This window comes from Streptomyces sp. NPDC045695 (genome assembly GCF_056432025.1).
The window spans coordinates 228379-254067 of record NZ_JBWKJU010000005.1 but is presented as its reverse complement, the minus strand read 5'-3'; the positions used below and the strand labels follow the sequence as shown (position 1 = coordinate 254067).

The window sequence follows — 25689 nt, the reverse complement described above, 5'->3', positions numbered from 1 at the left end:
GGCGCTCCCCCTCAGGTTAGCCCCGGGCCCGCGCCGGGGCCCGTCCTCGGGCCTGAGGGCGCAGGATGGCTGATTCGGCCCCCATGACAGGACGCCGGTGAGGCCCGAACCTATGCGCGTGGCATGAGACGGACCGGGCGCCGGGGCGGCGCCCCTATGGGGGGTGGCAGGGCATTGCTGGCACAACGCGCGAGAACCTGGGCGGGTGGCGCCGTCCGCGGCGGCGAGCCGGCCGACGGCCCGACGTATCTGATCCTCGGTCCGGTGGAGATACGCCGGGGCGGCCTGCCGCGCACACCGACGGCGCTCAAGCGCCGGGCCCTGCTCGCACTTCTGCTGCTGCACGCCAACCGGCCGTCCTCCGTGGACATGCTGGTCGAGGAGCTGTGGGACGGGCACCCGCCCAGATCCGCGGTGGCGACGCTGCAGATGTACGTGTCCGGGCTGCGCCGGATCCTCGACCCGGGCCACAGTCGCGACGGCGGCGACGCGCGCCGTCATCCGGTGCTGCGCACCGCGGGATCGGGCTACCTGCTGCACGTGGGGCCCGGTGAGCTGGACCTGGACTGCTTCCGGCTGGAGGCCGCGTTCGGCCGCCGGCTGCTGTCCGCCGGGGACTGCGCCGCGGCGGGTGAGGTCTTCCGGTCCGCGCTGGCGCTGTGGCGGGGCAGGCCGCTGGGGGACCTGGACCAGGCCTGCCTGCCCGCGTACTACGGCGTACGGCTGGAGGAGGAGCGCCTCGCCCTCGTCCACGACCGCATCGGCGCGGACATCTGCGGGGGGCGGGCCCGCGAGGTGACCGGTGAGCTGGAGGAGCTGTGCGCCCGGCATCCGCTGCGCGAGGAGTTCCACGCGCAGCTGATGACGGCGCTGGCCGACACCGGCCGGCGGGCCGAGGCCCTGGACGCGTACACGCGGGCCCGCCGTACCGTCGTCGAGAACACCGGCATCGAGCCGGGCCCCGCCCTCCAGGCCGCGCAGCGGGCGCTGTTCGCCGGAACCCGCCCCGTCCAGGCGGGCCACGAGCGATGTCGCACCGACAGCGCTCCCCCGCGCCCGGCGGGCCCCGCCGGCGAGACGGCCCAGACGGCCCAGACGGCCCAGACGGCCTAGGTGAGGCGCCAGCCGAGGTCGCGGCGGAAGTACACCATCGGCTCGCCCTCGGCGATGGCGCAGTGTGACACCTCGCCCACCATGATCACGTGGTCCCCGTGCGGGAACGACGCGGCGACCCGGCAGCTGAGGTAGACCGGCACCCCGGACAGCCGGGGCACCCCCGCGTCCCAGTCCCACAGCACGTCGGCGAACTTGTCCGCCGCGCCGCCCGCGAAGACCTGGGCGAGCGGGCCGTCCGAGGCACCCAGCAGGTGCACCCCGAAGGCCGTGCCCGCCCGGGCGTCCATGCTGCGGTAGGTCCGCGAGCTGCGCGCCAGCGCCACCAGGACGGACGGCGGATCCACGCTGTACGAGCAGACCGACGACACCAGCAGTCCGCACGGGCGCCCGTCGGCGCGCCGTGCGGACACCACCGCCACCCCCGACACCAAACGGGCCATGGCCTCGGTGAACTGCCCGGCCGACTCCGTCTGCTGCTGCCGCAGGGCCATCGGACCGCCTAGGCGCCGGCGCGGTCGGCCGCGGTCCGGCAGGAGTCGCGGTGGCTCAGCGCATCGGGGTCCCCGGTGGCCACGAGCACCGCGTCGAAGTCCGCGGCAGCCTGCCGGAAGCGGCCCGCCGCTTCGTGCACCATGGCGCGGTTGAAGCGGAACTCGGCCCGGTCGGACAGCTCCACCGCCCGGTCGAAATCGGCCGCGGCGGTGCTCAAGTCCCCGTTTAAATAAGCCAGTTCGCCCTTGACGGCCCAGGCTTCCGCCAGCTTCGGGTCGCTGCGCAGCGCCGCCGCGACGGCGGCCGCGGCCTCCTCGGCGCGGCCGTCCTCGGCCAGCAGCCGTCCGCGCAGGCACAGGAGGTGCGCGTGGTCGGGGGCGAGCGCCAGACCGGCCGCGGCGTCCGCCAGGGCGGCCTTCGTCTCACCGAGGTCGGCCAGCAGGCCGCCGCGGTTCACCAGCGCCTCCAGGTGCCCCGGTTCGAGCTCCAGGGTCCGGTCGAAGTCGGCCAAGGCGCCCTGCGCGTCGCCGAGTTCCAGCCGGGCGTCGCCCCGGTTGTAGTACGCCTCGGGGAACGGCGGTTCCAGGCCGAGCGCCCGCTCGTAGTCGGCGATGGCCTCTTCGAGGCGGCCCAGTTTGCGCAGGATGTTGCCCCGGTTGAAGAAGTGGTCGGCGAAGTCGTCGTCCGCGTCCATGATCTCGGCGTAGTCCTCCAGGGCGTCCTCCAGCCGCCCGCTCATGGCGTTGACCTGGGCGCGGTTGTAGCGCAGCCCCACCCGGTGCCAGGTCCGCTCGCCCAGGCCCAGTTCGCGGTCCAGCCGTTCGATGCCCTCGTCGAGCAGCCGCAAGGCCTCGTCCGGGCGGCCGTCGCGCACCTCCACCAGGGCGAGCCCGTTGCGGTTGAACACGGAGTAGAAGCTCCGCTCCTTGGGGTCGGGCAGCAGGTCCGCGATCGCGATGGCCGTGTTCACCCAGGCGCGGGCCAGGCCGGGGTCGCGGCGCTCCTCCGGGTAGTGCCGGGCGTACAGCATCCCGATCTCGTAGGCGAGTTTCATGTGGTGCGCCGGATCGAGCGAGGCCGTCCGGGCCTCCTGCTGGAGGACCGCCGACTCGTCGGGCCGGCCGGCCGCCGCCAGGCACACGCCCGTCTCGCGGATGAAGATCCACCACAGTTCGGGGCGCCGCGCCGGGTCCACCGACCGGCGGCCCTCGTCGCCCAGTTCGACCGCGGCGTGGTAGAAGCCCAGGTACTTGCAGCGCAGCAGGGCCTCGCGCAGCGCCTCCACACCGGCCCCGTCGGGGTCGCTGCCGCGCATCAGGTGGTACGGCAGTGCTCCCAGCCGCAAGGACGGTTCGCGCTCCTCGGCCCGCTCGGCCAGCTCCGCGGCCCGCCGGTCGTGCAGGGCGGCCCGCTCGGCGGCCGGGAGCCCCTCGTACGCGGCGACCGTCAGCGGGTCGTCGTCGACACCGTCGCCGTCCACGAAGCTCCGGGCCGCCCGCAGGAGACCGGCGGGATCCTGCGCGTTCGGCCGCGCCGCGTCGGCGTCCGCCGCCGCGTCCTGCGCCGCGTCCGGCTCAGGCCGGCCGGTGAGCCTGGTCGCGTGCGCGGCCAGGGCGGCGGGGAGGGAGACGGAGGGCGTGCCCGGCGGGTCGAGCAGTTCCCCCGTCGCGGAGCACACGACGAGCGTGAGCAGCTCGGGGGGTATGCGGCGCAGGGCGGCCGCGAGGAACTCCTGGTCGGTGACGTCGGCGTGCTGGACGTTCTCCACGACCAGGGTGCGCGGTCCGGCGCCGTCGGTGCCGGCCAGCGCGGAGAGCAGGAAGTCCACGAGGCCGTGCGCGACCCGCAGGGAGTGCAGCCGCGCCGGATAGCGGCTGACTTCCCCGACCGCGGACTGCTGCTCCAGACGTCGCACGATCGGCGGCACCAGGGGGGCCAGCTCCGGTGTGCTCTGCTGGAGTTCGATGTAGTGCCGCCGCGCGAGCGCCGGGTCGGCGCGCAGCACGTCCGGGGCGACGAGCCGCAGCAGCGTGCCGGCGGCGGTGTAGGGACCGCGCAGCCGGCGGTGCGCGTCCACGGACGCGAGCAGGGGAGGCAGTTCGAGGCCGGCCCGTAGCCGGTCGCGCTCGCGGCGGTGCGGCGCGGAGATCCAGTAGTGGCCGCTCATGGACCTGCCTTTCACAGGAAGGCCGTCGGGGGTTTCCCGTCAGGCGATGACGTGATGGAGCCGGGAGCGCCGACTGCGGACGCGCTCCCTGACGGCGAGCCCGAGGGCGAGGCCGACCTGCGTGAAGGTCAGCGCGAGGAAGAGGACGGCGTCCAGGAGCTGCAGCAGGCTCGCGTCGTGGCCGTCGCCGAACCGGTCCAGCGAGGACCTGATCATCTGCAGGAAGACCGGGCCCAGGCCGAGCAGGAAGGTGCTCAGGCTGAGGGTGTAGCCCACCAGGATCAGCCAGGAGTACCAGCGCCCCACCCGCAGGTCGACCGGGTGCATCAGTGACTCGTCGACCAGCCGGCCGGGGCGCCGCAGCAGCCTGTTGAACCGGTTGCGCAGCAGGCGGACGGACGTGGTGTGCAGGTCGACGCAGCCCAGCACGGTGTTGACCAGCACGTAGACGTCGGTCCGCAGATAGAGGAAGAACTGCCACAGCAGCCGGATCAGGGCGGCGAAGGCCACGGCCAGGCACACCCGGCCGACCAGGGTGCTCGATCCGCCGGGACCTCCCGTGAGGGAGGCGAGGATGATCACCAGGCTGATCAGGACCACGTCGGCGACCATGCCGGCCACGATCGGCAGGTACCGCTTGCGGCGCTCCACCGCGACCAGCCCGTCCAGGGAGGTCTCCACCACCAGGAAGTAGAAGCGGTACGACATCCTCGTGCGCGAGCGGATGCCGAGGCGGCGGCCGGCCAGCGCGTGGAAGATCTCGTGGATCGCGATGAGGGGCACGGCGACGACCAGCAGGACCAGGTTGATCAGGGAGTAGTAGTCGCTGAACAACAGGTCGCCCGGTACCGGAACGAGGTCGGGGGTCCGCACCACGAGCACCACGGCCCAGGCCGTGATCGCTGCGTAGCAGACCCATGCGGCGGGAGAGAACACCGCCCGGCCGACCCGCTGCCAGCGCACCGGCTCCGGTGGTCCGGCCGGCTCGTCGTCCCCGTCCCGTACGAAGCCGAGCTCGCGCAGGGCCTCGACGACGTCCGCGACGTCGGCGCGCTCGCCGTAGGCCTGCTCGTACCAGTCGGCGGCCTGCGCGGGGGTCGCGCCCTCCTGGAGGCGGCGCACCAGCTCGGCGCCGTCCGGGGGGAAGATCGCGTAGGAGTCGGTGTCCCGCCGGCCGATGGTGACCTCGCCGCCGTCCTCCACGTAGACCAGCGGGTGGAGCGCCAAGGGGGTGTCGTCAAAACCGCGGATGCCTTGGTCCGCCATGGAGGGTGCTCCGTCTCGTGTCGGCGCCCGGGTCCCGTGGGCACCCCCGGCCGAGGCCGGGGGTGCCCATGGACGAACTCACCCGATGCGCGATCAGGCGGGGTTCGGGTAGACCTGACAGGCGGAAGACGTGAGGCGGACGGGGCCGGCCTTACGGATCTGGATCTTCTTCATCTCTCTGCACCTCCTTCACGGGTGGGCTTGGACGAGTTCCATCCTGCGGAGGGCCGCCATAGCTTCTCCAAATCTCCGCCAAACAACCTTCACAGGATCCGGCGGGGGGCCGGCGGGGCCGTGGCGGGGTGGCGCCGGCGGGCGTCCGGGGCGCGGGGACGACCCTGTACAGCCTTGACGGGCGCGCCTAGCCTTGAAAGGGAAGGGTCACCTCCTCGGACCGCAAGCGTCCGCAGGAGGGAGTCGGATATGTACGCTGCCATCGCGCCGGACGCACCGGACGCGGGTCCCCGACCCGGGCAGCGGGGCGTGCGCCGCCGCTGGCCCGTCAGTGCCCGCACCCATGCCCGTCCCCGTGCCCGCCCTGCGGTCCGCACGCTCCGCGCGCTCCCCGCCCGCCGCGCCCGACGCAGGCGCCGTCCGCACCACCGGACGGCGGAACCCATCCAGCGAGCGGGAGCAGTCATGACTTGGAGCATCTCGGGCAACTACCTGGCTGGTTGCTCATGCGCGATGGTCTGCGGATGCGCCGTCGACGCCATGCCGCACGATCCGCAAGGACGCGAGGAATGCCTCGGCTGCGCCGCCTTCCACGTGGCGGACGGGCGCCTGGACGACATCGACCTGTCCGGCGTGACGTTCGCCTTCTACAACCACTTCCCCTCCCACCTGACGGCCGGGAACTGGAAGGTCGGCATCGTCGTCGACGAGGGGGCCAGCGACGAGCAGGTCGATGCGCTGGAGCGCATCCTGTCCGGACGCGAAGGCGGTGCGTTCGGCGAGTTGTCGCAGTTCTACGGAGAGTTCCTGGGGATAGAACGGGCGAGCGTCTCCCTGACGGACGGGGAGAACCCCCGGCTCAGCGTCGGCGGCAGGACCGAGCTCGCGTTCGAGCCCCTTCGCGGCCCCGACGGCGGGTCTACGACGCTGAAGAACGCGATGTTCGGATTCGCCCCCGAGTTCACCCTGGGGCGTACGACCGGCACCTCGAGTGCCTTCGGCCTGTCCTTCGAGCCGGTGTACGGGGAGGAGTCCCAGTACGCCTTCTCCAGCGAGCAGGCCGAGGGCGCGCCGATCGGGCGCGGGTGACGCGCCCTGGGGGCGGCGACGAGTCCTCCGCTCGGAACGGGCCCGCCATCTCGTTAGAACGGGCCCGTCATCCCGTCAGAACGGGCCCGTCATCTCGCCCATCTCCTCCATCGGGTGAGCGTTCTCCAGTCCCGGCAGCAGCCAGTCATGGAAGGGGGCGAGAGCCGCCAGGACGAGGAAGGCGATCCCGACGGCCCAGGTGAGCCAGGGGCCCCGCCACCACAGCTTCTCCAGGAAGATCACTACGGCCACGGCCGCCATGGCCGCCACGTTCATCACGCCGAGCGGGATCAGGACGATCATCAGCCCCCAGCAGCAGCCGACGCAGTACAGCCCGTGATGCGCGCCGACCCGCAGGTCCTTCGCCCACGGCCGGAACCGCGAGTACCGCAGCAGCTGGAACATCGGATTGCGGCAGTGCCGCAGGCAGACCCGCTTCAGCGGCCCGAACTGGTGCAGCCCCGCGAGCAGGAAGGCGCCGGCCCCGATCCAGCGGCCGACGTCCGGATCGCCCTCCACCAGGTGCCCGGTCAGCGCCAGGGCGCCGTACGCGAGCAGCCCGAAGCCGGTCCAGGCCAGCAGGTACCCGCAGACGAACTCGGCGACGTGCAGGGCGCGGGCCGGGCCCGCCGCGCGGCGGCTGATCCCCCGGACCCAGGTGAGGGCGACCGGCGCCACCGAGGGGAGCATCATCGCCGCCATCATGACCACCCACAGCAGCAGGAAGAGCGGCAGCGCCAGGCCCATGGTCCCGGGCTCCATCCCCATCTGACGGGCCTGGCCGATCGTGAGCACCCACGCGAGTACGGCGATCAGCACCATCAGCGCCCAGCCGACCGCCAGATCCCTGCGGGGCAGAAGGACTCCGGGCCGGGTCGGCGCGGGTGCGGCGAGATGAACGTGCGGCATGGCGGCCTCCCAGCGGCGCCGTTGCCCGAGGACATTTCCAGCTCAGCACACAATCCCCGGATCAGCGATGCGCCGGCCGTCCCCGTCACGGGCTCCCGGCCCTCGGGCTCTCAGTCCGGGGGCCTCCCCCGACCACGTCCCCCGACCGGACACGCTCACCGCGCCCGCCCGTGGCCCCGGACCTACGCTCGGGGCATGCGACGCCGCCAGATGCACATGTCCGACGAGGCCCAGGCCGCCCTGCTCTCCGCGCTGCAGGAACTCCGGACGGAACTGAAGGTCCCCACGACGTTCCCCAAGCGCGTGCTCGCGGCGGCCGACGAGGCCCTGACCGCAGAGCGGCCGCCCGCCGAGGACCGCACCGACCTGCCGCTGTTCACGATCGACCCGCCGACGTCCAAGGACCTCGACCAGGCCATGCACCTGGAGCGGCGACCCGGTGGCGGTTACCGCGTGTACTACGCCATCGCCGACGTGGCCGCCTTCGTCGAGGCCGGCAAGCCGCTGGACGCCGAGGCCCACGACCGGATCGAGACGCTGTACTTCCCCGACCTCAAGGTCCCCCTGTACCCGCCGGTCATCTCGGAGGGACCGGCGAGCCTGCTGCCCGGCCAGGTCGTTCCGGCCCTGCTGTGGCAGCACGACCTCGACGCCTACGGCAAGGTCACCGCCTCGTCCGTGAGCCGCGCAAAGGTCTGCAGCCAGGCGAAGCTCAACTACCAGGGCGTCCAGCAGGACATCGACGCCGGAACTGCCCAGGGGTCCGTCGCGCTGCTGCGCGAGATCGGCAAACTGCGGGAGGCCGTCGAGGCCGACCGCGGCGGGATCTCGATGAACCTGCCCGACCAGGAGGTCACCCTCGTGGACGGCACGTTCCGGCTGAGTTACGTGGCCACGCTGCCCGTGGAGGGCTGGAACGAGCAGATGTCCCTCATGACCGGGATGGCGGCGGCCCAGATCATGCTGGACAGCGGTACCGGGATCCTGCGGACGCAGAAGGAGACGTCCGATCAGAAGGTGATCCAGCGCGTGCACGACGTCGCCGCGTCACTGAGCATCGACTGGCAGCCCGGCCTCACGTACGCCCAGCTGGTACGCAAGCTCGATCCGACGAACCCCAAGCACATGGCCTTCCTCAGCGAAGCCACGGCGATGCTGCTCAGGGCCGAGTACACCGTCTTCCGCGACCACCAGATCCCGGACGACACGAAACACGCGTCCATCGCGGCCCCCTACGCGCACTGCACGGCTCCGCTCCGGCGCCTGGTCGACCGGTACACCGGTGAACTGTGCGTGGCCGCGTGCGCCGGGAAGGCCCCGCCGGACTGGGTGCTGGAGGCCCTGCCCTGCCTGCCCTGCGCCATGGAGCGGGGGAAGGGCAAGGTGGCCGACCGTGACTCGGTGGACCTCGCGGAGGCCGCGGTGTTGAAGAACCGCGTGGGCGAGGTCTTCGACGTCACGGTCATCAACACCGACCGCGAGTTCGACCATCTGAAGGAGGGCACCGCGCACCTGGCGGAGCCCGCCGTCATGGGCAAGGTCACGTCCGCCACGGACCTCGTGCTGGGCGCAGGCATCCGCGCCGAGCTCAAGCGCGCCGACCCCTTCTTCGTCGGCAGGCACAAGGTCCTCTTCCGCAAGGTGTAGCGCCGCCGCGCCGCCCACCTCCAGCACCACGGCTGACCCCGGACGCACGAAAGGCCGTCCTCTCACGGATGAGAGAACGGCCTCCGACCTGCGTTTCCGCACAGTCGGGACGACAGGAACTATCGGGTGTGCTGGGTGAGGGCGAACAGAGCGCCGGCGGGATCGCGTAGGACCACGTCTCCGTTGGCGTCCTGGCGAACTTCGGTTGCGCCGAGCTGCAGGGCCTGCTCGGCGTCGGTATCGGGTCTGTTGCTGGCGAAACCGACCAGCCAGAGTGATCGCTGTGCCGTTGGTTTCCCTGGCGGCGGGCTGGTAGCGGCGATGGAGTTGTCCGGCACCCCGAACTCGGTGTGCTGGGGGTTGACGTTCCAGTGCAGGGCCGGTCGATAGAAGGCGGCAGCATGCGCGGGGTGGTCGGTGAGCAGGCTGATGCCGGCGAAGGTGCCCGGTTCGTGAGTCAGCCCCATGCCGGTATGGGTGCCGGGCTGCCAGAGTGACAGTGGTGCGCCGACGGGGTCGAGGGTGACAGCGGCATGGCCGAGCGTCCCGACCCGAGTGGGCGGCACGACGATCTGGGCGCCCAGGTCCGCGAAGCGGGTGACGGTGGCTTGGATGTCCGACACGGTGACGTTGATCGTCCAGTAGGGGGCGCCGGCGTCCTCGGCGGGCCCCAGGGCGGCGACGAGATGTCCGCGCAGCGTGCAGAGCCTGTAGCCGTTGGAGTCCGGTCGGGCGACGATCCACCCGAACAGCGCGGTGTAGAACGCCGCCGTCGTCTCCATGTCGTGGGTGCCGAGGTCGATCCAGCTCACGCTGTTCGCGGGATGCCGCGTGATGTTCATAGAGATCAGGTGTAGTACGGCGAGTTCAGGTCGATGCTGGCGTCTTTGACGATGTCGCCGTCGAACAGTCGTGTTGTTGCTGGGGCTCCTGCCCGGCGGGCTTCTTCGGCGAAGGGGCCCTGGGCGAAGGCCAGGGCGTTCTCGGCGCTGTCGAACTCGTAGAAGCCACCGATGGTGTGGGTACCGACCCCGGACAGCCACGTCTTGCGGATCAGGCCCGGTGCGGTCTTCAGTGCGGCGTTGACCTGGTGCCAGTCGAACTGCTCGAACGGCACTGCCGCCTGGATCTCGGTGTAGAGAAACGTCTTGCCCATCACGAACCTCCGGTTTCGGGGCCTGTCCGGCCCCCGGCACTAGTACGTGCGTCCTAGTGATGTGAGCATGAAGTAGGATGGCCGTACTAGTCAAGGGGGTTGCGATGGCCGCGGACACGAAGTCCCGCATGATCAGCGCAGCGATCGGGCTGCTGCAACGCCACGGCCTGGCCGCGATGTCCTTCACCGACGTCCTGGCCGAGAGCGGGGCCGCGCGCGGGGCGATCTATCACCATTTCCCGGGCGGCAAACAACAACTCGCGCTCGAAGCCGCCCGCCGCAACGCGGAGGACGTCCGCGGTCACCTGCACGAACTGCCGGCCCGGACGCCACGCGAAGTTGTGGAGGCGTTCCTTGGCAACGTCCGCCCCGTGGTGCAGGCGTCCGCCGGGGGCAGCGGCTGCGCAGTCGCGGCGGTCACCATCGACGGCGGTACGGGCATTGCCGACCAGAGCATCCTGCGCACTGTCGCGGCCGAAGGATTCGCCGGCTGGGTCGGCGAGCTCAGCGGAAAACTCACCCACGCCGGACTGAGTCCATCCCAGGCCGCCGATCTGGCCACCCTCATGATCGTCACACTCGAAGGCGCCCACATCCTCTGTCGCGCAGCGGGTAGCATCGCGCCTTTCGATCGCGCCGCCGCGGCCCTACTCTCCGCCCTCCCGAGCCCGGGCTGACCTGACGGCAGGGCGCGACAACGTGGCGCGCTGTAACGATCACGCTTCTGTCACGGCCTGAACAGGACCGTGCGGGTTAGGTGTTGCTGCGACGCAACACTCTGGCCGCACGGGTTCACCGGCCTCCAGCGCCGTCGACTCGGTTCGCTGATCGCAGAGTTGGCCGCAGCGTGGATGGCCGCCGGAGGAAGGCCGACTGCACGAGCGTCGAGGCCGCAGCCGGTCAGTGCACGCAGCCACTTCGGATGCAGGGTCCCGGCCGGGTCACGGCTGTCACAACCGATGTCATCGGACGCTTGCGAGGCGATCACGCCCTCCGCCCGGCGGCGCCCGCGGCGCCTTCGTCGAGCCAGCTCGGTCGCTCGGGCGGCCTCGGCAGATCGGGATCGGGATCGGTCCACTCGTTTCCCCAGGCGGCCAAGGCTGCGAGCACCGGCACCAAGGCGCATCCCTGTTCAGTGAGGTGGTACTCGAAGCGGGCGGGTTTGAGGCTGTACTGCGTGCGCCTGAGGACGCCTGAGGCAGTCAGCTCCGTCAGCCGTCGGGCGAGCGTGTTCTCGCTCATCCGCAACCGATCGCGGAATTCGTCGAACCGACGGGCTCCGGCGAGGGCTTCACGCACCACCAGGAGCGCCCATCGTTCGCCGACCACGTCCAGTGCTCGGGCGGCGGGACAGTTGTCGAGGGCGAGGGTCGAGCGCATGTCCCCAGCTTAGCGACTTCCATGTTGGAAGTGAACTGCTAGCCTCCCGTTACTTCCATGGTGGAAGCTGCTGGGGAAAGGTTCTTCCAGATGCAGAGACTTCGTCAGGCCGGTATCGAGGTTGCCCGTGGGGTGTTCCGTTTCGGAGACGGTCACGTCAACTGGTACGTCGTCGAGCAGGAGGGCGCCCTGACCGTCGTGGACGGCGGCATGCCCAGTCACTGGCCCGCGCTGATGGACTGGCTGAAGAAGCGGGGGCAAGGCCTGACCGCCGTTCGGGCCATCGTGCTCACCCACGGACACGCCGATCACCTGGGCATCGTCCGCCGGCTCTCCGACGCCACCGGCCGGCCGGTGCACATACACCCGGACGACGAGGCGCTGGCCAAAGGCGCCCGACTCCACACCCCACCCCGCCGTATTCGGCGAAACCTGTGGAAGCCTCACGTCTTTGCGCTCAACGTTAACTGGGCACGCGCGGGCCTGTTTACCGTCCCGCCGATCCTGCACGCCGAGTGCTACACCGACGGGCAGCGTCTCGACGTACCGGGATCGCCTCGGGCGATCCACACTCCCGGCCACAGTCCGGGCAGCAGCTGCCTGCTGCTCGCCGACCGAGACGTCCTGATAACGGGAGACGCCCTGGTGACCCTCGACGTCGTCACCGGCCGACGTGGCCTGGGAATCATGCCCGGCACCCTCAACGACGACCCCGAACAGGCATTGGACAGCCTGACCGCTCTGGCCGGGATCACAGCCACGACGCTGCTCCCCGGCCACGGCGAGCCCTACGCGGAAGGCGTGCCCACAGCTCTCGCGGCGGCCCGTCGACACGGCATCGACTGGAGGACGTCGGCCGCAGGCGCACACGGCCACACCCATTGACCGGACTCGGTACGCCGGGGTGATCCGAGCGCCGGGCCCCTCGGTGAGGGCACGCCGCTGCCCGGCGGACCAAGCTCCGGACCATTCACGAGACTGGTGGTGTCGGCCCTTCCTCCGCCTCCGGGCGGCGATCCCCATGCGCACCACCGCCGATCGCGGCCGCACCTACCGCCGATGTGGCTGCCAGGACACAACCAACCCCGAAGCGGGCGTGCGACCACCCTGCGACCACCAGCAGTCCGGGCATGGAAAAGGCCGTCCTCTCATGGATGAGAGAACGGCCTCCGACCTGCTAAAAGCATGGTCGGGACGACAGGATTTGAACCTGCGACCCCTTGACCCCCAGATCGATGGGTCGGGGTCAAAGTCCTGACATATAGGGTGATTTGAGGGCGAGTAATGTGCGTGAATGCGCGTGTCGTGCACCTGCGGGCAGTGGCGCTGGTCCCCAACTGGTCCCCCAAGCAGCCGTCACGCCGAGGCGTCTCCCGTGCGCCCGCCGGGGGTCGCCGCCCCGGATTTGGGGTGCATCGCACACGCCTGACCGAACCTCTGGGTCTGCCCCTCAAAGCGGGCTGGCCGCACCTCACATGTGACGCTCCTCACTCTCACTGCCGACCTGAGATCGTGATGTCGACGTAGGCAAGCCGGTCATGGGTGAGCAGCGTTCCCCATCACTCGATCGGCGAAAGCCACGCCGTATCCGTCGGGCATACGCCAGGCTGGTGTGGCACAACTTCGGCCTCCCAGGGGCAGGAGCTCACGAGCGTGTCCGCGAGCGTTGCAGTACATGACGAGGTACCCCTTCCAACAGCATGCGACATTCCACTGGGCCCACTGGCAAGGATGAACGTACCGCTGTGGCAGGGAGCGACCGGCTCGGTGCTCCACCTGTCGGCGGCGTGCGGGGCGTTCCGAGTGCCTCCGCAGCGGACTGGCGTCAGCCTGCGCGTACCGGATCGGGGCAGCATGGCCGACGTTCCGGAGCCCGGGGGGCTGCCGGCGTTGCCCCAACCCGTTTCCCGACTACTACACGCAGGCCCACCGTCTGATCACTCTCATGGAACTACCGGCCGACGGTGCTCCAGTCGGCGGGGGCGGGCGGCACCGAGCGGTCTGCGGCGTGCTCGCGAAGGCGCCGGGTCAGTTCTGGCAGGTCGTACGTCGGGAAGCTCATCTGGAGCAGCTGTAGGCGAAATCGTGATGGCAGGTCCTGCTGAAACCTCGCCACGTCCATCGGCTTGACTGTCACGTCCCATGCGTCCGGAGCCGCCCAGTGCGTCATCCGGACATAGAACGTGTCCCGCGGGCCGGCGTTCGCCACGGCCGAGAGGAGGGCGAGGCCGCTGTCGACCGGGAAGTCGATGAGCATCCAGCGGTTCCTGGACTTCACCCACTCCGCCATGTGCGGCAGAATCTCCGGCCAGTCCGCATTGCTCTCGCCCACGTCCTGACAGCAGGTGAAGGTGTCGAACCCGGACTCCCACATCGCCTGGATCGTGTGTGCGAGCTGCTCGTCGATCTCTGCGTGCCGATGGCCCACCCGGACGATGAACGGTGGGGTGGGTGCCCTCGTAAGACGTCATCGGGCGAACATAAGAGCGGGGTACGACAGGCCTGCCGTAGCCCCCAGAGGCTGTACGCGGTTGGCCGTCCACCAGGTTGGGCGACCAGCCCCAAAACCCCTTCGGTGGTCACCTTTCGGAAGGGCTATGTCGGGGCGTTCCAACCTGGCATACGATCCGAACCGAAACACCTGTGACGTGGGGCTGGTTACAGGTGGTGTTCGCCGAGGGGGACAAACCAGATGTCGTTGGAGTCTGTTGACGAGGCCCGTACCGAGGAGCTTCGCCAGATTGAGCGGGAGAAGCGCCAACAGCGACGCCTCGCCCGGGAGAGGGGCGAGATACCTGCTCTCCGGGCTCGTCGCAGAGCAGTGAATCCCAGCGGCCCCGGCATGGCAGTTACTACACCCGATGTCGCGCCTGCACCGTTGGTGCTACCCGCACGCCTCGTCACGATCCTGGATCGTGTCGGCGCAGAGGCCGGGGTCGCAGACATGTTCCACGACGTACTAATGCGAGCCAGCGACCTGCGCGATCCGATGGAGTACGTCGCCAACGCCATACGGCAAAGCATCTCCGCCGCATTCCCTGCCCTCGTTGCCCTTGCCCATCTCGCCGATCTCACGACGGCGGGGATGCCTGTGTTCAGCGACGACGAATCGCTGCGGGCCGAAGCCATTCTCACGGGCCGCCTTCCCGCTCCCCCGGTGGCTCCCGCCAAGGCGGACTCATGGCAGCTACTCCTGGAGGCCCACGAGGCAGGTACGCGTGCCGTCCTCTCCAAAGAGGCGTGGCGCCGTCTCGTACATACGCTGCCACTGGCCGTCGTAGACGACCTCATCGACTCCGGGAAACTCGATGCAAGGGCCGACCCGGCCAGCTGGCCGGACCGCAACGACCGCTCCCGATACGTAACGGCCCGCGTGTCGCCAGGCGCACTCGACGCCTCCGACGTCAGGGCCCTCGCTTGGACGAGCGAGCTGCGACGGCGCGCCGTGGTGGAGGGGGCTGAGGTCCTTCCGGTCGATGGGCGGCACGATGAGTGGAGTCTGCGTGCAGCACTGCTCGCCGGTGATGTCAATGCGCTCGACAAGGTCTGGCCGCTCGACGAAACGCAATTCCCGTCGGACCTGTCCCGGCTGGTCCACTCCCTTCAGGCCGTACGCCGCGGAGCTGCCGTGGGACCAGAGCTGGGACACGAACCGGGCCTGTTCTTCCTGCTGGAGGACTGTCTCCCACACGATCGCCTGGTATCCGGCTCGTCCAAATTCCACTACTGGGCTGGCACGCGGCGCCTGTATCGGCTGCTCGACGAGGCTCATTGGTTCATGGCAGCTGAACCCGACATTGCACCGGACGTCCTTCGCAGCGTGGTGGAGCAGGCGACCGCTCTTCGCAACGAGAAGGAGGGAGCGGCGGCTGGTAAAGCGGACCGGGAAGCACGCGCGGTGTTGGCGTACGTCTACTTCCTGACCGCTCGTCCGGGAGACCGAGACAGACTGGACCGGGCTGTCGGACTCCTGGAAGAGGTACTCATGCGCGGTACTCGGCGTCGCGGAGGCGTGGACCCCAAGGCCCGCCGACGCATGATCTGGCTCAGTGAACTACTGCAAGCTCTACGCCAGAAGTCGAGGCCTCACGACGTCCTCAACCCGTATCTGGCCCTCTCCGTCGAACACGGTTCATCCGAGTGGCGCCACGGCTGGCGAAATTTGCGCGGTCAAGTGCCCGCTGATCAGCTGGAGTACATCAACAACGCCAAGGACCGAATCCAGCGGCGCGAGATGGCCGCGCGCCTGGGCAGGGACGTTGAGATTCTCTACGAGCTTCCCCTCGACGAACGATTCCTGTGGATCCCGCGCGCCCACTCACCCGTTCTCCAACCTCAGATACGACCCATGGAACGCCGCACGGATCCAAGCACATCCGAAGAACGGAACTGGACCGCGTCCGAAGCGGCTCGGGACGTCATCAGCCGCAGCAGAAACACGAGGAAAGAATACTGATGGGCAGCAGAAGCAGGAAGCAACCCCTCAACAACATCCCCGACTTCCGGGGACTACGCACCCGTCCCAGGCCCGGTGTCGCCCAGGACGAGCCGAAGGCGCGGAGGCAACCCCGGTCGCCCGGCCGACAAGCCGCATCCGACACCAGGGCGAACACCTCCACGCAGCAGACGTCCGGGAACTCGGACCGTGAAGTCGCAGAGGAACACGACAGGCACGCTCCAGTGGTGGGCGACGCACTCGCCGACCCCGGCGTGCTCTTCGAGAAGTTGACCATGAAGTTGGCCTCTCAGGTGGACAAGGCAGCCTCCAAGGCCGGACTGAAAGCATCACAAGAACTGTCCCGCAAGCTCACCGAAGAGCTCGACGACGCCATCCGCGTGGCCATGTCCACAGCCGACAAAGTGGGCACACTGGTACGTCAAGCTGTCCAGGCAGCGGTGGACGACACCCTGCGGACCGCCGTGCTCGACGCTACTCGCGTCCGCGACCAGCAGCTGGCGCAGCTCGCGCTGATCGATCGCACCGCATGGGGCACCGACGACATCGAGGCTGTGCGCCTGCGAGTCGACGCTGAGATGAAGCGAGCGGGACTCACTCGCCTGGCGACGCCAGGCGACCTGACGCCGTTCGACATCATGGATCTGGAGGAGCACGACGACGCGGCCAGTTACGAGGTTGTGTCGCCGGCATACATCGAGACGGCGACCGGCCGCGTCGTCCAGCGCGGCGCAGTACGGACGCTGCCAACAGACAGCACTGGCGAGTCGAAAGGCAGAGGATGACGTTCGGAATCGACTTCGGCACGAGCAACTCGGTCGTCGCACGCTGGACGGGGCACGGCACTGAGGTGATCCGGGTGGACAGCGGGGGCCTGCCCGCCGAATGGAACCGCCCCGGCTTCGACGAGTTGTTCCCTTCGGTGGTCTCGATTCGCGACGTGCAGCGAACGCTGTGCTTCGGATGGTCTGCAAAGTGCGATACCGCAACACCCCAGGACGCGGTCAAGCGCATGCTCGCGTCCAGGCCCAGGGCCTCCTCGGAAGAAGACGAGAGCGTGCGCTTCGCCGTACCCGAAGAGCACAATGTCTGGCTGGGCGACGAGCCCTATCGGAGTACGACGGTAGCGGCTTCCCTGTTCGACCAGATGCGGGCCGGGGTCCGCCGCAATCTTCGGGAGATGGACGAGGCAGTCGTCACTGTCCCCGCCAACGCGACCGGCGCGGCCCGCTACCGAACGCGGGCCGCGGCCCGCCTGGCCGGCATCAAGGTGAAGGCTCTTATCAATGAGCCCACCGCGGCAGCCATCAGCTACGCCCATGACTACCCCGGCGAAGGATGCTTCCTCGTCTTCGACTGGGGCGGCGGCACCATCGACATCACGGTTCTCGAGCACTACGACGGCATCTTCGACGAGATCGCCTCACGAGGGATCACGGCCCTCGGCGGACTCGAATTCGACGAGGCACTTGTGAAGCTCGTGCTGCCCAAGCTCGGTACGAGGCCTGAGCACCTCACGCGCGCCGAAGCGCTTCGCTGGCGGCGTCATGTGGAGCTCACCAAGATCGCACTGTCCCAGCCAGGCACGACGGAGGTCCTCTTCGAGCCGCCCGGCGGCGGCCGCGCCGTGATCATCCACCGCGAGGAGTTCGAGCAGGCCGTCGAACCCCTCGTACGGCGAGCTCTGGTGCCGCTGGAAGAATGCCTCAATGACGTCGGGCTCTCCCCCGGCGCACTCGACGCCGTGCTGATGATCGGCGGAACCTCGCAGATCCCGATGGTCCGTCGCGAGGTCGAACAGTCACTGATCCGGGATGTCGTCGACGCGAGTTTGTGTAACCCCATGACGGCAGTCGCCCGCGGAGCCGCGATCACAGCCGCCGAGATTGACGGCCTGGTTCCGGGCACCACCATCTCGGTGGCCGCCAGCCATGATCTGGGGCTTGCCTTCCAAGCCGGCGGCCGTCGCGGATTCGCCACGTTGATCCCGCGCTACTCCACCCTGCCCGCACGCGGCAGCCGCAGTGCAATGCCCGCCGTTCCCGGTGCCTCAAGAGTCGTCCTTGAGATCGTTGAGGGAGACAGCGCCCGCGCCGCCGATGACGAGCGCACGTTCCCACTCGCCCGGCTCGAGCTGCCCGTACCGCATCCCACGGCCGATCCCTCAGCCAATCTCTTCGACGTCGACTACCGATACGACCGCGATGGAATCCTCAAGGTCCGAGCGGTTCTGCGTCATGGGGGCCGCGAGATCCTCAACGAGGAACTCGACTGCTTCGGACCAGACGGAACGCCCATCGAGCGAGGCCTCGACCGTGAGCTGGAGCGATTGCTCCGACGGATCGCCGAGCCGGCTCCCAACGCGAAGTCGGCCGGTGCGCCACGTGCAAACGCCGAACCGCAGTTGGAGGAACCCGGTCCGACCGTGCCAGCTCTGGTTGTTGACGGCAGAGCAGTCATGACGGCAGGGCGCACCCCGGCATCACGGCGACCGCCAAGTTACAGGCTGCTCACCTCCGCACTCGCAGCGATCGGGCAGCGCTTCCCGGACCGGCGCATTGTCACGGTCATTGGCACGGATGTGTCCGAGGCGGTCGAGCACCACGAGCGAGACCTCCTGGACCAGGCCATCGCCGAAGGGGGCGTAATCGCCGTTTCCTCGATGTCCTCGCATGCGGTGCTCAACGTCGCGGGGCAGCTCGACGCACCGGTGGTATCAATGGAGAACCTGACGCGGTTCCGCACTCCCTACCCCTGGCTTGCAGAGAAGGGGCGCTTCATCCAGATCGCCTGGGTGGACAGGCGCTGGCTGTTCCCGTGACCGTCTGGCCGGGCTGGCGGGGCACCGCCGAGTGGGCCGGCGACCATCGGCTTGCCCCGCGGCCGGGCGCCGAACGGTCGGCCCGGACCCTTTGCCCCGCCCGGTTCATGCCCCACCGTGGACCACCCCTGCGCCCCTTTGGGCCGCACAGGTGTCTGTCTGTAGCTGCGGCCCCTAGGACCGAGCCGGGCCAGGAGTTCCTCGGCGAGTGGAAAAGGCCGACGCTGTGAGCCGTGGTCGACCGGAGCCGATCGGCCCCAAGACTCGCGCCGCCAACCACGTGACCGCACACTGGAAGAAGGCGCTGAACAGCCTGCAATGACTGCATGGCTTACACGAAGTTACCGAATCTGACTCACACCCGATGGTCGCGGAACTACAGCGCGTGCTGGAGCCAACGGCTTTCGTTCTCTGTGTGTCGATGGATCGGACGACGCCCGCCCCAGCCAACTCGGCAAACGCCAGGCTAGGGCCCGCAAGCATCGAATCATCACTTTTCGTGATGGGGCAACATTCCGTGGCCGCCAGATGTGAGCCCAAGCCAAGTCAGTAACACGCCCCCGATCGCCACTTAGAGCGCAGCTGCGGGCAAGCGCAGGGTCTCGTCCATTACTACAGTACTCAACTGGGCACCCAAATAGGGCCACAGAACGGATGGTACTTACTCCTACAGCGTGCCGGGTATTGCCCAGGAGTTCGTGATCGGTGGAGTTCGCCATGGTGGAGCGTCTACTGGTGGATTTAGACACAGATGGCCGAGTGGCGGTGTCCGAGTGGCGCTCGATGGAGGCATTCCCGAGTCCCGCAGGCGGGCCAATGCAGTTGGCTTGGCCGCTGGATGCTCAGTCACTGGATGATCTGTGCTGGTATCTAGAGGAGTATCTGCGGGCCCCATTCGGGGTTTACAGCGACCGGGGGCCGCAGATTGCCGGTCAGTTGCCGGGATGGGGCGCCCAGGTATTTGAGGCTATCTTCGGGACCGGGCCTGCCAGGGATGCCTATATGCGGGCATGGACGCGGGCAGGCAGCGGGTCGCTGGAGATCGTGCTGCGGTCCGAATCGGCCCAGCTGCTCGGGCTGCCGTGGGAGGTGATGGCGGATCCAGGCCATCCCAAGCCGATCGCTCTGGGTTGGGCTGCGATGACGCGCAGCCTGCCTACAGCGAAGTTGGGCGAGGTGTTCACGGTCGAGGGCTCGCGGCTGCGGGTACTGATGGTGATCTCCCGCCCACGGGGCGAAGCCGATGTGGGCTATCAGATGATCGCCCGGCCGTTGTTGCGCCGTCTGGAGGCAGTGCGCGGGAACGTGGATTTGGTGGTGCTGCGGCCACCGACCTTGGATCGGCTCGGTGAGGTGCTGCACGAGGCACGGGAGGCGGGTGAGCCGTTCCAGATCGTACACTTCGACGGGCACGGAGCCTTCGGTGAGTCAGCCGAGCCTGAGAGCAATTGGGGTCCGTCGACGTTCCAAGGTCCGGGGCCGCGGGGGATGCTGGAGTTCGAGCAGCCAGCAGGTGGTTCGGACTTGGTGCCTGCTGAACGTGTGGCGCAGGTGCTAGGACAGGCCCGGGTGCCTGTGGTGGTGCTGAACGCATGCCAGTCGGCCATGGTCGGTTCGCAGGTGGAGGCGGCGGTGGCGACCCGATTGCTGCAGGAAGGCGCCGGGGCTGTCGTGGCGATGGCATACAGCATCTACGCCGTGGCGGCTGCTGAGTTCATGACGGCGTTCTACGAGCGCTTGTTCGCTGGCGACCGGGTCGCGGACGCGGTGGCGGCCGGACGCCGGCGACTGGCACAGCATAACCGGCGGCCCTCACCGAAAGGACTGCTTCCGCTGGATGACTGGATGGTCCCGGTCCTGTATGCCCGCAGCGAGGTTTCCTTTCCCGGATTGCGCACTGAGCGGAAAGCCGGCGAGTCGACCGAAGAAATCCTGGACCGGATCAGCAAGCAACCCGACGACGGCAATGCCGGCACAGCCAGCCCCGATGAGAGTCTGACATCGGATGGCGAATTCGTCGGCCGGGATGGCCTTCTTTACAGCTTGGATGTGGCCGCGCGGCTGCAGCGGGTAGTGGTGCTGCACGGGTCCGCCGGCATAGGGAAGACTGAGCTGGCTAAGGCGTTCGGCCGCTGGTGCCGTGACACTGGGGCCGTCGACGCGACGGACTCGGTGATCTGGCATTCCTTCGAGCCCGGCCTGGCCTCCTTCGGCCTGGACGGGGTGATCAACGGCATCGGCTTGCGCGTGTTCGGCACCCGATTCGCACTCCTTCAAAACCGCACCCAGCGTCAGACGGCGGTCAAGGAGGTGCTGAAGCACCGGAGGCTGCTGCTGATCTGGGACAATTTCGAGTGCGTTTACTCCATGCCTGACCCGACCAGAGCCACCCCGGCCCTGTGCGAAGAAGAACGCGGTGCGCTGCGCGGATTCCTCAACCACATCACTCGGAATAGCAAGAGTGCGGTCATCATTACCAGCCGTACCCCAGAGACCTGGCTGGGCGAGGTGCGTCGGATAGAGGTGCCCGGCCTGGAACCCGAGGAAGCCAATCAATACGCTGAACAGCTCCTTGCCCCCTACCCCCGGGGCAGGCAGCGGCGCACGCAGAAGGCATTCGGACATCTAATGCAGTGGCTTGAGGGGAATCCGCTTTGTATGCGGCTTATGCTTCCGCACCTGGATACCCGCGAACCGCAGGATCTGCTGGACGTCCTCCAAGGCGCCGCCCCCATGCCCGAAAACGAGAGCGGCGCACTGTCCGCCAGCGTCGCCTATTCCTTCGACCACGTGCCTGCCGCCGACCAGCAGATACTGACCGCGCTCAGCCTGCTCCACGGCGCCGCCGATGCCAACGTCTTGGGAACCTTTTCACAGGATCCTGTAGCGCCCGGACGCTTCCGCGGTCACACCGCAGAGGACTGGCAGCAGCTCTTGAGGCGCGCAGCTGGTATCGGCCTGCTCACGGAGCTGGGCGATGACATCTACCGTATCCACCCGGCCCTGCCGGCGTTCCTCGCCGCCCGATGGCGCAAAGAGGAACCGAAAGGCTACAGAGATCAGCACCAGGCAGCCTCTCTCGCACTGCTCAACGCCTATGCCGCCCTTTCCGAACGGCTTAAACATCGGCTGTCAGCCGGGGATCCCCAGTCCGCGATCGCCGTCATCGACATCCAGCGGCGGACTCTCGGCAGCCTGCTTGGTTATGCCCTCGATCACGCCATGTGGGAACAGGCCGAGCACATCGTGGAACTGCTGGATACCTACTGGAACGTCCAGGGGCTATTCATTGAGGCAGGCTTGTGGCTCGGCCGTGCGCGGCTCGCCCTCGAAAACTCCAACGGCGCCCCACCCTGTCTGGATAGCGCCGCAGGCGCGCTCTGGCTGATCGTGGTCGAATCGGAAGCCAGCCAGCAGGTTCGGGCGCACCAGCTCAGCCAAGCCGAGAACACATACCAGGACATCCTCCAAGCCCTGCAGGAGCAACCCCCCAGTAATGAGCAGCTCAGCCACCTCGCGATCACCTATCACGGGCTCGGCAGGGTGGGCCAGGAGCGGAGGTGGCTGGACGAGGCGGAACAGTGGTACCAGCGGTCTCTGGCCATCAGAAAGGACCTGCGGGACCGGCCCGGGATCGCCTCGAGCTACCACCAGCTCGGCATCGTGGCCCACTTGCGAGGCCAGCTGGACGAGGCAGAACAGTGGTACCGGCGTTCCCTGGCCATCAGAAAGGACTTGCAGGACCGGCCCGGGATCGCCTCGAGCTACCACCAGCTCGGCATCGTGGCCCACTTGCGAGGCCAGCTGGACGAGGCAGAACAGTGGTACCAGCGTTCCCTGGCGGTCAAGGAGAATCTGAGGGATCGACCCGGGATGGCCTCGAGCTATCACGAGCTCGGCATGGTGGCCCAGTTCCGCAGGCAGCTCGACGAGGCGGAACGGCGGTACCTGCAGGCTCTGGCCATCGAGGAGGATCTCTGGGATCGGCCCGGGATGGTCTTGACTTATCACCAGCTCGGCAGGGTGGCTCAGGAGCGAGGGCGACTGGACGAGGCGGAACAGTGGTACCGGCAGTCACTGGCCATCGACGAGGACCTGGGGGACCAGCCCGGGATCGCCTCGAGCTACCACCAGCTCGGCATGGTGGCCCAGTTGCAGGGGTGGCTGGATAAGGCAGAACAGCGGTACCGGCAGTCACTGGCCATCAGGAAGGGCCTGCGGGACAGGCCCGGAATCGCTTCGAGCTACCACCAGCTCGGCAGGGTGGCCCAGGAGCGAGGGCGACTGGACGAGGCGGAACAGTGGTACCGGCAGTCACTGGTCATCAAGGAGGACCTGCCGGATCGGCCCGGGATGGCTTTCAGCTACGGGCAGCTCGGGCTTCTCTCTGAGGAACGAGGCGACCCGCGAGAAGCCCTGGAATGGATGGTCAGGTGTGTGGCCTGCTTCGAGGAATTCCCTCACCCGGCGACTGGGCCGGGCCCTGAACTTCTCAAGCGCTTGGTGTCGTCACTTGGGTTGGAGGCCCTTGAAGAATCCTGGCAGGCGGTCACGGGCGAGCCGGTGCCCCCCTCGGTTCGCGACTACGTCCAGGGTGATCCGTAACCCCACGACTGATGGAACAGGAGACCTGTCCATGACCCATCCGGTTGAAGCTGGCGCTCGAGCAGCGGCACGACGCCTTACGACGCCGAGCACGCCCGCCCTTCTCACCGATGTAGAGGCCGCCCTGCACGGCCGCAGGGCGACAGATCGACCCGACCAGTACGGCGATCCCATCTCCCTCGGCGCCCTGATCGTCAGCATCGCCAGCCTCGCCTGGACGATCTATAACGACCGAAAGGAGGACAACCCGGCTCCTCACCGAGACGTGATCACCCGACGCATCCACGTCCAACTCGACCAGCCCGACGTGCAGCGTGTTGCACTCAGCCCGGCAGAGCAGGACAGGGTCATCGAAGTCACCGTAGAAGAGACACTGAACTCGGCCCAATCCGAGCAACCGCGCCATGACTAGGCACCGACCCACTTTCAACCGTATGGCGGCTCTTTAGGGGGGACACCTCAAATGAGGTGCCGACTTGGCGGCGGTGGGTTCGATCTCCGAATCTCTTCACCGAAACCGACTCCTTCGGAGAGATCACTGCGCTTCAAAAGGAGGAATCATGAACAGCTTCTACGAAGACCAATCCACGGCGAAGCTGTCAGGAATGCTTGCCATTGCAGACGGCTTGAACGACTTCAAGTCCTGCGATGAGATCATCGACGTTCTACGGGCACGCCATCCTGAAGTCCGCGAAGCGACCCTCAAATGGGCGAAAACGGGGAGTTTCGAGGGAGAGAGTGACCTGCATCAAATCGTTATCAAGGTTTGCTTTAGAGCGGCAAGGGATCATGGATGAGGAGCATCTCGAAGCACTCCCCATGGCACGCCGACTCAGTCGGGGAACGGGAGAGGGGATGGGGAGCCTGTCCCGGGTGCATCTGGCCCATCGCATTTCAGGACAGGTCGCTACAGTCGGAGCGAGGCGATTCATCGCTGCTATACCACTTGGCGGGACACCGCCGCCGGCCGAAGTCCGCTAGGTCCGGAAGCCATATCAGCAGCGTCGCTCACACGCTCGGGGTGGGGGAGGCTCTGCACTGGGTCCGTGTCCACAGACCTCACCAGTCGCCGGACATAGCGGAATCTCGCCCTTGCGCACTTCGACAATCAGCACAGAGCTCGCCAGTTGGACTGCCAGACCGACCCTTCTCAGCTACCAAGCACTCACCCGATCACTCCCCCCTCCTCACGGAGGCGATCCCCATGCGTACCAGCGTCGGCCGCGGCCGCATCTACCGCCGCTGCGGCTGCCGGGACACCAAGTAGCACCAGCTCGGCGCACGCTGCCCTCACCTGGTCACCGACAGCGAGTATGGCACCTGGAGCTTCGCCGTCGACGTCCCCACCCCAGACCGTCGTCGCACAGCAGTGCGCCGGGGAGGATTCCAACCCAGGACAGCGCTGAGCAAGCCCTGCGCCGCTTCCTTGAGGGCGAGGCTGGCGGATTCAACGCGGATCCGCGCCAGACCGTCGCCGCCTATCTGAACGCATGGCTGGAGGCGAAGGCTCTCGTGCTGAAGCCGACCACCATGGCCCGCTACCGCGACTACGTCCGCAACGACCTCGTCCCGGCCTTCGGCGCCCTCAAACTCGATCAGCTCGCCCACCGGCACATCTCCGCCTACGTCACCTGCCAGCTCACCGCCGGCCGCGGCCGCACCACCCCTCTACCGGTGCCTGGCCACCCTCTCCAGCGCCCTCGGCGACGCCGTCAGACAGCACCGCCTGCCCCACAACCCGGCCCGTCCCCCGGTCCTGGGCCGCCCTCCATCGCCGGAGCGGCGCATCTGGACGGCGGAGGAGGCCGCCCGCTTCCTCGCCCACTGCCACCATGCCGATCCCGAGATGGCCGACCTGTTCGAGTTCCTCATCGGCACCGGCCTACGCAAGGGCGAAGCCCCCGGACTCCACTGGAACGATGTCCACCTGCCCGAGGGCGTCTTCTACGTGCGCTGCACCCTCTCCGCGATCGACAACAACCACCTCGTCATCACCACACCTAAGACCCGATCGAGCCGCGGCTGGGTCGCCATCTCACCCCGTGTCGCCGCAGCCGTCTGACATCGCGCACAAACAATGCCTCGAACAGGCGGCGATCCCGACGACACCGCGCAAAGGAGCACGGCGCAGGCCAGACCCCAACGGCAGAGGGGAACGTTCATGTCAACGGGCGGATCACCCGACCTTGTCTGCATCTCTGGCCTGGGAGGCCCCCGAGCTCGCCCTCGATGACGCGCCCCTCCCCCGATGGGCTCGGGCCGGATGCCGAGCAGCAGGAACGCGCGCAGCGGCGGGGCATGACCGCCGACGAACTCCAGACGTGCTACCGCGTGCGATGGATCCCGGACTGACCGACGACGGCCCTCTCCCCGTCCGCGGATGTGCTCCGGCAGTTCGGGCTGACCTGAGC

At 68.3% G+C, this 25689-nt stretch carries 20 protein-coding genes and 1 pseudogene; 13 read left to right on the top strand and 8 right to left on the bottom strand.

Annotated elements, in window-relative coordinates:
• Positions 1-174 precede the first annotated feature (174 nt).
• Positions 175-1113, top strand: a complete 939-nt coding sequence (locus AC07DU_RS12150; RefSeq protein ID WP_479110992.1) for an AfsR/SARP family transcriptional regulator — start codon at positions 175-177, stop codon at positions 1111-1113.
• Here the strand turns inward: AC07DU_RS12150 and AC07DU_RS12145 are convergent.
• Genes AC07DU_RS12145 through AC07DU_RS12135 form a run of 3 tightly spaced genes read right to left on the bottom strand, consistent with a single transcriptional unit; the run spans position 1110 to position 5041 of the window.
• Positions 1110-1607, bottom strand: a complete 498-nt coding sequence (locus tag AC07DU_RS12145) for a flavin reductase family protein (RefSeq protein ID WP_360888862.1) — start codon at positions 1605-1607, stop codon at positions 1110-1112. The genes AC07DU_RS12150 and AC07DU_RS12145 overlap by 4 nt on opposite strands.
• 8 nt (positions 1608-1615) lie before the next feature.
• Positions 1616-3775 (bottom strand): tetratricopeptide repeat protein, encoded by a 2160-nt coding sequence (locus tag AC07DU_RS12140; RefSeq protein ID WP_479027542.1) that lies wholly within the window; start codon positions 3773-3775, stop codon positions 1616-1618.
• Between the two features lie 39 nt (positions 3776-3814).
• On the bottom strand, positions 3815-5041 hold the full coding sequence (locus AC07DU_RS12135; protein ID WP_479110990.1) for a hypothetical protein: 1227 nt from the start codon (positions 5039-5041) through the stop codon (positions 3815-3817).
• A 639-nt stretch (positions 5042-5680) separates the two neighbouring features.
• Between AC07DU_RS12135 and AC07DU_RS12130 the strand changes: the two genes are divergently transcribed.
• Entirely contained in the window at positions 5681-6304 is a 624-nt protein-coding gene (locus AC07DU_RS12130) for a DUF1326 domain-containing protein (protein ID WP_360888871.1), read from the top strand.
• Positions 6305-6379: 75 nt separating this feature from the next.
• Here AC07DU_RS12130 and AC07DU_RS12125 read toward each other — a convergent pair whose 3' ends face one another.
• Positions 6380-7213 carry a DUF2182 domain-containing protein gene (locus tag AC07DU_RS12125; protein WP_479110987.1) on the bottom strand — a complete coding sequence of 278 codons (834 nt, stop codon included), beginning with the start codon at positions 7211-7213 and terminating at the stop codon, positions 6380-6382.
• A gap of 195 nt (positions 7214-7408) precedes the next feature.
• On the opposite strand from AC07DU_RS12125, the gene AC07DU_RS12120 reads away from it, so the two are divergent.
• Positions 7409-8860, top strand: coding sequence for an RNB domain-containing ribonuclease (locus AC07DU_RS12120; RefSeq protein ID WP_479110985.1), 1452 nt, complete (start codon positions 7409-7411; stop codon positions 8858-8860).
• Between the two features lie 119 nt (positions 8861-8979).
• On the opposite strand, the gene AC07DU_RS12115 is transcribed toward AC07DU_RS12120, so the two are convergent.
• Positions 8980-9702 carry a VOC family protein gene (locus AC07DU_RS12115; RefSeq protein WP_479110983.1) on the bottom strand — a complete coding sequence of 241 codons (723 nt, stop codon included), beginning with the start codon at positions 9700-9702 and terminating at the stop codon, positions 8980-8982.
• A gap of 5 nt (positions 9703-9707) precedes the next feature.
• On the bottom strand, positions 9708-10016 hold the full coding sequence (locus AC07DU_RS12110) for a hypothetical protein (RefSeq protein WP_360888882.1): 309 nt from the start codon (positions 10014-10016) through the stop codon (positions 9708-9710).
• A gap of 104 nt (positions 10017-10120) precedes the next feature.
• On the opposite strand from AC07DU_RS12110, the gene AC07DU_RS12105 reads away from it, so the two are divergent.
• On the top strand, positions 10121-10693 hold the full coding sequence (locus AC07DU_RS12105) for a TetR/AcrR family transcriptional regulator (RefSeq protein ID WP_479110981.1): 573 nt from the start codon (positions 10121-10123) through the stop codon (positions 10691-10693).
• A gap of 307 nt (positions 10694-11000) precedes the next feature.
• On the opposite strand, the gene AC07DU_RS12100 is transcribed toward AC07DU_RS12105, so the two are convergent.
• Positions 11001-11396: a winged helix-turn-helix transcriptional regulator gene (locus tag AC07DU_RS12100; protein ID WP_479110979.1), complete on the bottom strand. Its 396-nt coding sequence runs from the start codon at positions 11394-11396 to the stop codon at positions 11001-11003.
• 57 nt (positions 11397-11453) lie between these two features.
• Between AC07DU_RS12100 and AC07DU_RS12095 the strand changes: the two genes are divergently transcribed.
• Positions 11454-12281, top strand: coding sequence for an MBL fold metallo-hydrolase (locus AC07DU_RS12095; protein ID WP_479110977.1), 828 nt, complete (start codon positions 11454-11456; stop codon positions 12279-12281).
• A gap of 1066 nt (positions 12282-13347) precedes the next feature.
• Here the strand turns inward: AC07DU_RS12095 and AC07DU_RS12090 are convergent.
• Positions 13348-13824, bottom strand: coding sequence for a hypothetical protein (locus AC07DU_RS12090; RefSeq protein WP_479110975.1), 477 nt, complete (start codon positions 13822-13824; stop codon positions 13348-13350).
• A gap of 516 nt (positions 13825-14340) precedes the next feature.
• On the opposite strand from AC07DU_RS12090, the gene AC07DU_RS12085 reads away from it, so the two are divergent.
• The 8 genes and pseudogenes from AC07DU_RS12085 to AC07DU_RS12050 all read left to right on the top strand — a co-directional run bounded on the left by AC07DU_RS12085 (position 14341) and on the right by AC07DU_RS12050 (position 25340).
• The gene (locus tag AC07DU_RS12085) at positions 14341-15852 is read left to right on the top strand and encodes a hypothetical protein (RefSeq protein ID WP_479110973.1); all 1512 of its coding nucleotides are present in this window, start codon (positions 14341-14343) and stop codon (positions 15850-15852) included.
• A gap of 227 nt (positions 15853-16079) precedes the next feature.
• On the top strand, positions 16080-16637 hold the full coding sequence (locus tag AC07DU_RS12080) for a hypothetical protein (protein ID WP_479110971.1): 558 nt from the start codon (positions 16080-16082) through the stop codon (positions 16635-16637).
• The gene (locus AC07DU_RS12075) at positions 16634-18673 is read left to right on the top strand and encodes an Hsp70 family protein (protein WP_479110969.1); all 2040 of its coding nucleotides are present in this window, start codon (positions 16634-16636) and stop codon (positions 18671-18673) included. Before AC07DU_RS12080 ends, AC07DU_RS12075 begins: the two co-directional genes overlap by 4 nt.
• A 705-nt stretch (positions 18674-19378) precedes the next feature.
• Positions 19379-23278: a tetratricopeptide repeat protein gene (locus tag AC07DU_RS12070; RefSeq protein WP_479110967.1), complete on the top strand. Its 3900-nt coding sequence runs from the start codon at positions 19379-19381 to the stop codon at positions 23276-23278.
• A gap of 31 nt (positions 23279-23309) precedes the next feature.
• On the top strand, positions 23310-23690 hold the full coding sequence (locus tag AC07DU_RS12065) for a hypothetical protein (RefSeq protein ID WP_479110965.1): 381 nt from the start codon (positions 23310-23312) through the stop codon (positions 23688-23690).
• 148 nt (positions 23691-23838) lie between these two features.
• On the top strand, positions 23839-24075 hold the full coding sequence (locus AC07DU_RS12060) for a hypothetical protein (RefSeq protein ID WP_479110963.1): 237 nt from the start codon (positions 23839-23841) through the stop codon (positions 24073-24075).
• Between the two features lie 715 nt (positions 24076-24790).
• Positions 24791-24847, top strand: a pseudogene (locus AC07DU_RS12055) (hypothetical protein); the annotation flags it as partial.
• 277 nt (positions 24848-25124) lie between these two features.
• On the top strand, positions 25125-25340 hold the full coding sequence (locus AC07DU_RS12050) for a site-specific integrase (RefSeq protein WP_479111171.1): 216 nt from the start codon (positions 25125-25127) through the stop codon (positions 25338-25340).
• The last annotated feature ends 349 nt before the right edge of the window (positions 25341-25689 follow it).

Bases quoted from the DNA above. Each gene is read 5' to 3' on its own strand.
- AC07DU_RS12145 (WP_360888862.1), bottom strand. From the start codon at position 1,607: ATGGCCCTGCGGCAGCAGCAGACGGAGTCGGCCGGGCAGTTCACCGAG.
- AC07DU_RS12140 (WP_479027542.1), bottom strand. From the start codon at position 3,775: ATGAGCGGCCACTACTGGATCTCCGCGCCGCACCGCCGCGAGCGCGAC.
- AC07DU_RS12135 (WP_479110990.1), bottom strand. From the start codon at position 5,041: ATGGCGGACCAAGGCATCCGCGGTTTTGACGACACCCCCTTGGCGCTC.
- AC07DU_RS12130 (WP_360888871.1), top strand. From the start codon at position 5,681: ATGACTTGGAGCATCTCGGGCAACTACCTGGCTGGTTGCTCATGCGCG.
- AC07DU_RS12125 (WP_479110987.1), bottom strand. From the start codon at position 7,213: ATGCCGCACGTTCATCTCGCCGCACCCGCGCCGACCCGGCCCGGAGTC.
- AC07DU_RS12120 (WP_479110985.1), top strand. From the start codon at position 7,409: ATGCGACGCCGCCAGATGCACATGTCCGACGAGGCCCAGGCCGCCCTG.
- AC07DU_RS12115 (WP_479110983.1), bottom strand. From the start codon at position 9,702: ATGAACATCACGCGGCATCCCGCGAACAGCGTGAGCTGGATCGACCTC.
- AC07DU_RS12110 (WP_360888882.1), bottom strand. From the start codon at position 10,016: ATGGGCAAGACGTTTCTCTACACCGAGATCCAGGCGGCAGTGCCGTTC.
- AC07DU_RS12105 (WP_479110981.1), top strand. From the start codon at position 10,121: ATGGCCGCGGACACGAAGTCCCGCATGATCAGCGCAGCGATCGGGCTG.
- AC07DU_RS12100 (WP_479110979.1), bottom strand. From the start codon at position 11,396: ATGCGCTCGACCCTCGCCCTCGACAACTGTCCCGCCGCCCGAGCACTG.
- AC07DU_RS12095 (WP_479110977.1), top strand. From the start codon at position 11,454: ATGGTGGAAGCTGCTGGGGAAAGGTTCTTCCAGATGCAGAGACTTCGT.
- AC07DU_RS12085 (WP_479110973.1), top strand. From the start codon at position 14,341: ATGTTCCACGACGTACTAATGCGAGCCAGCGACCTGCGCGATCCGATG.
- AC07DU_RS12075 (WP_479110969.1), top strand. From the start codon at position 16,634: ATGACGTTCGGAATCGACTTCGGCACGAGCAACTCGGTCGTCGCACGC.
- AC07DU_RS12065 (WP_479110965.1), top strand. From the start codon at position 23,310: ATGACCCATCCGGTTGAAGCTGGCGCTCGAGCAGCGGCACGACGCCTT.
- AC07DU_RS12060 (WP_479110963.1), top strand. From the start codon at position 23,839: ATGAACAGCTTCTACGAAGACCAATCCACGGCGAAGCTGTCAGGAATG.
- AC07DU_RS12050 (WP_479111171.1), top strand. From the start codon at position 25,125: ATGGCCGACCTGTTCGAGTTCCTCATCGGCACCGGCCTACGCAAGGGC.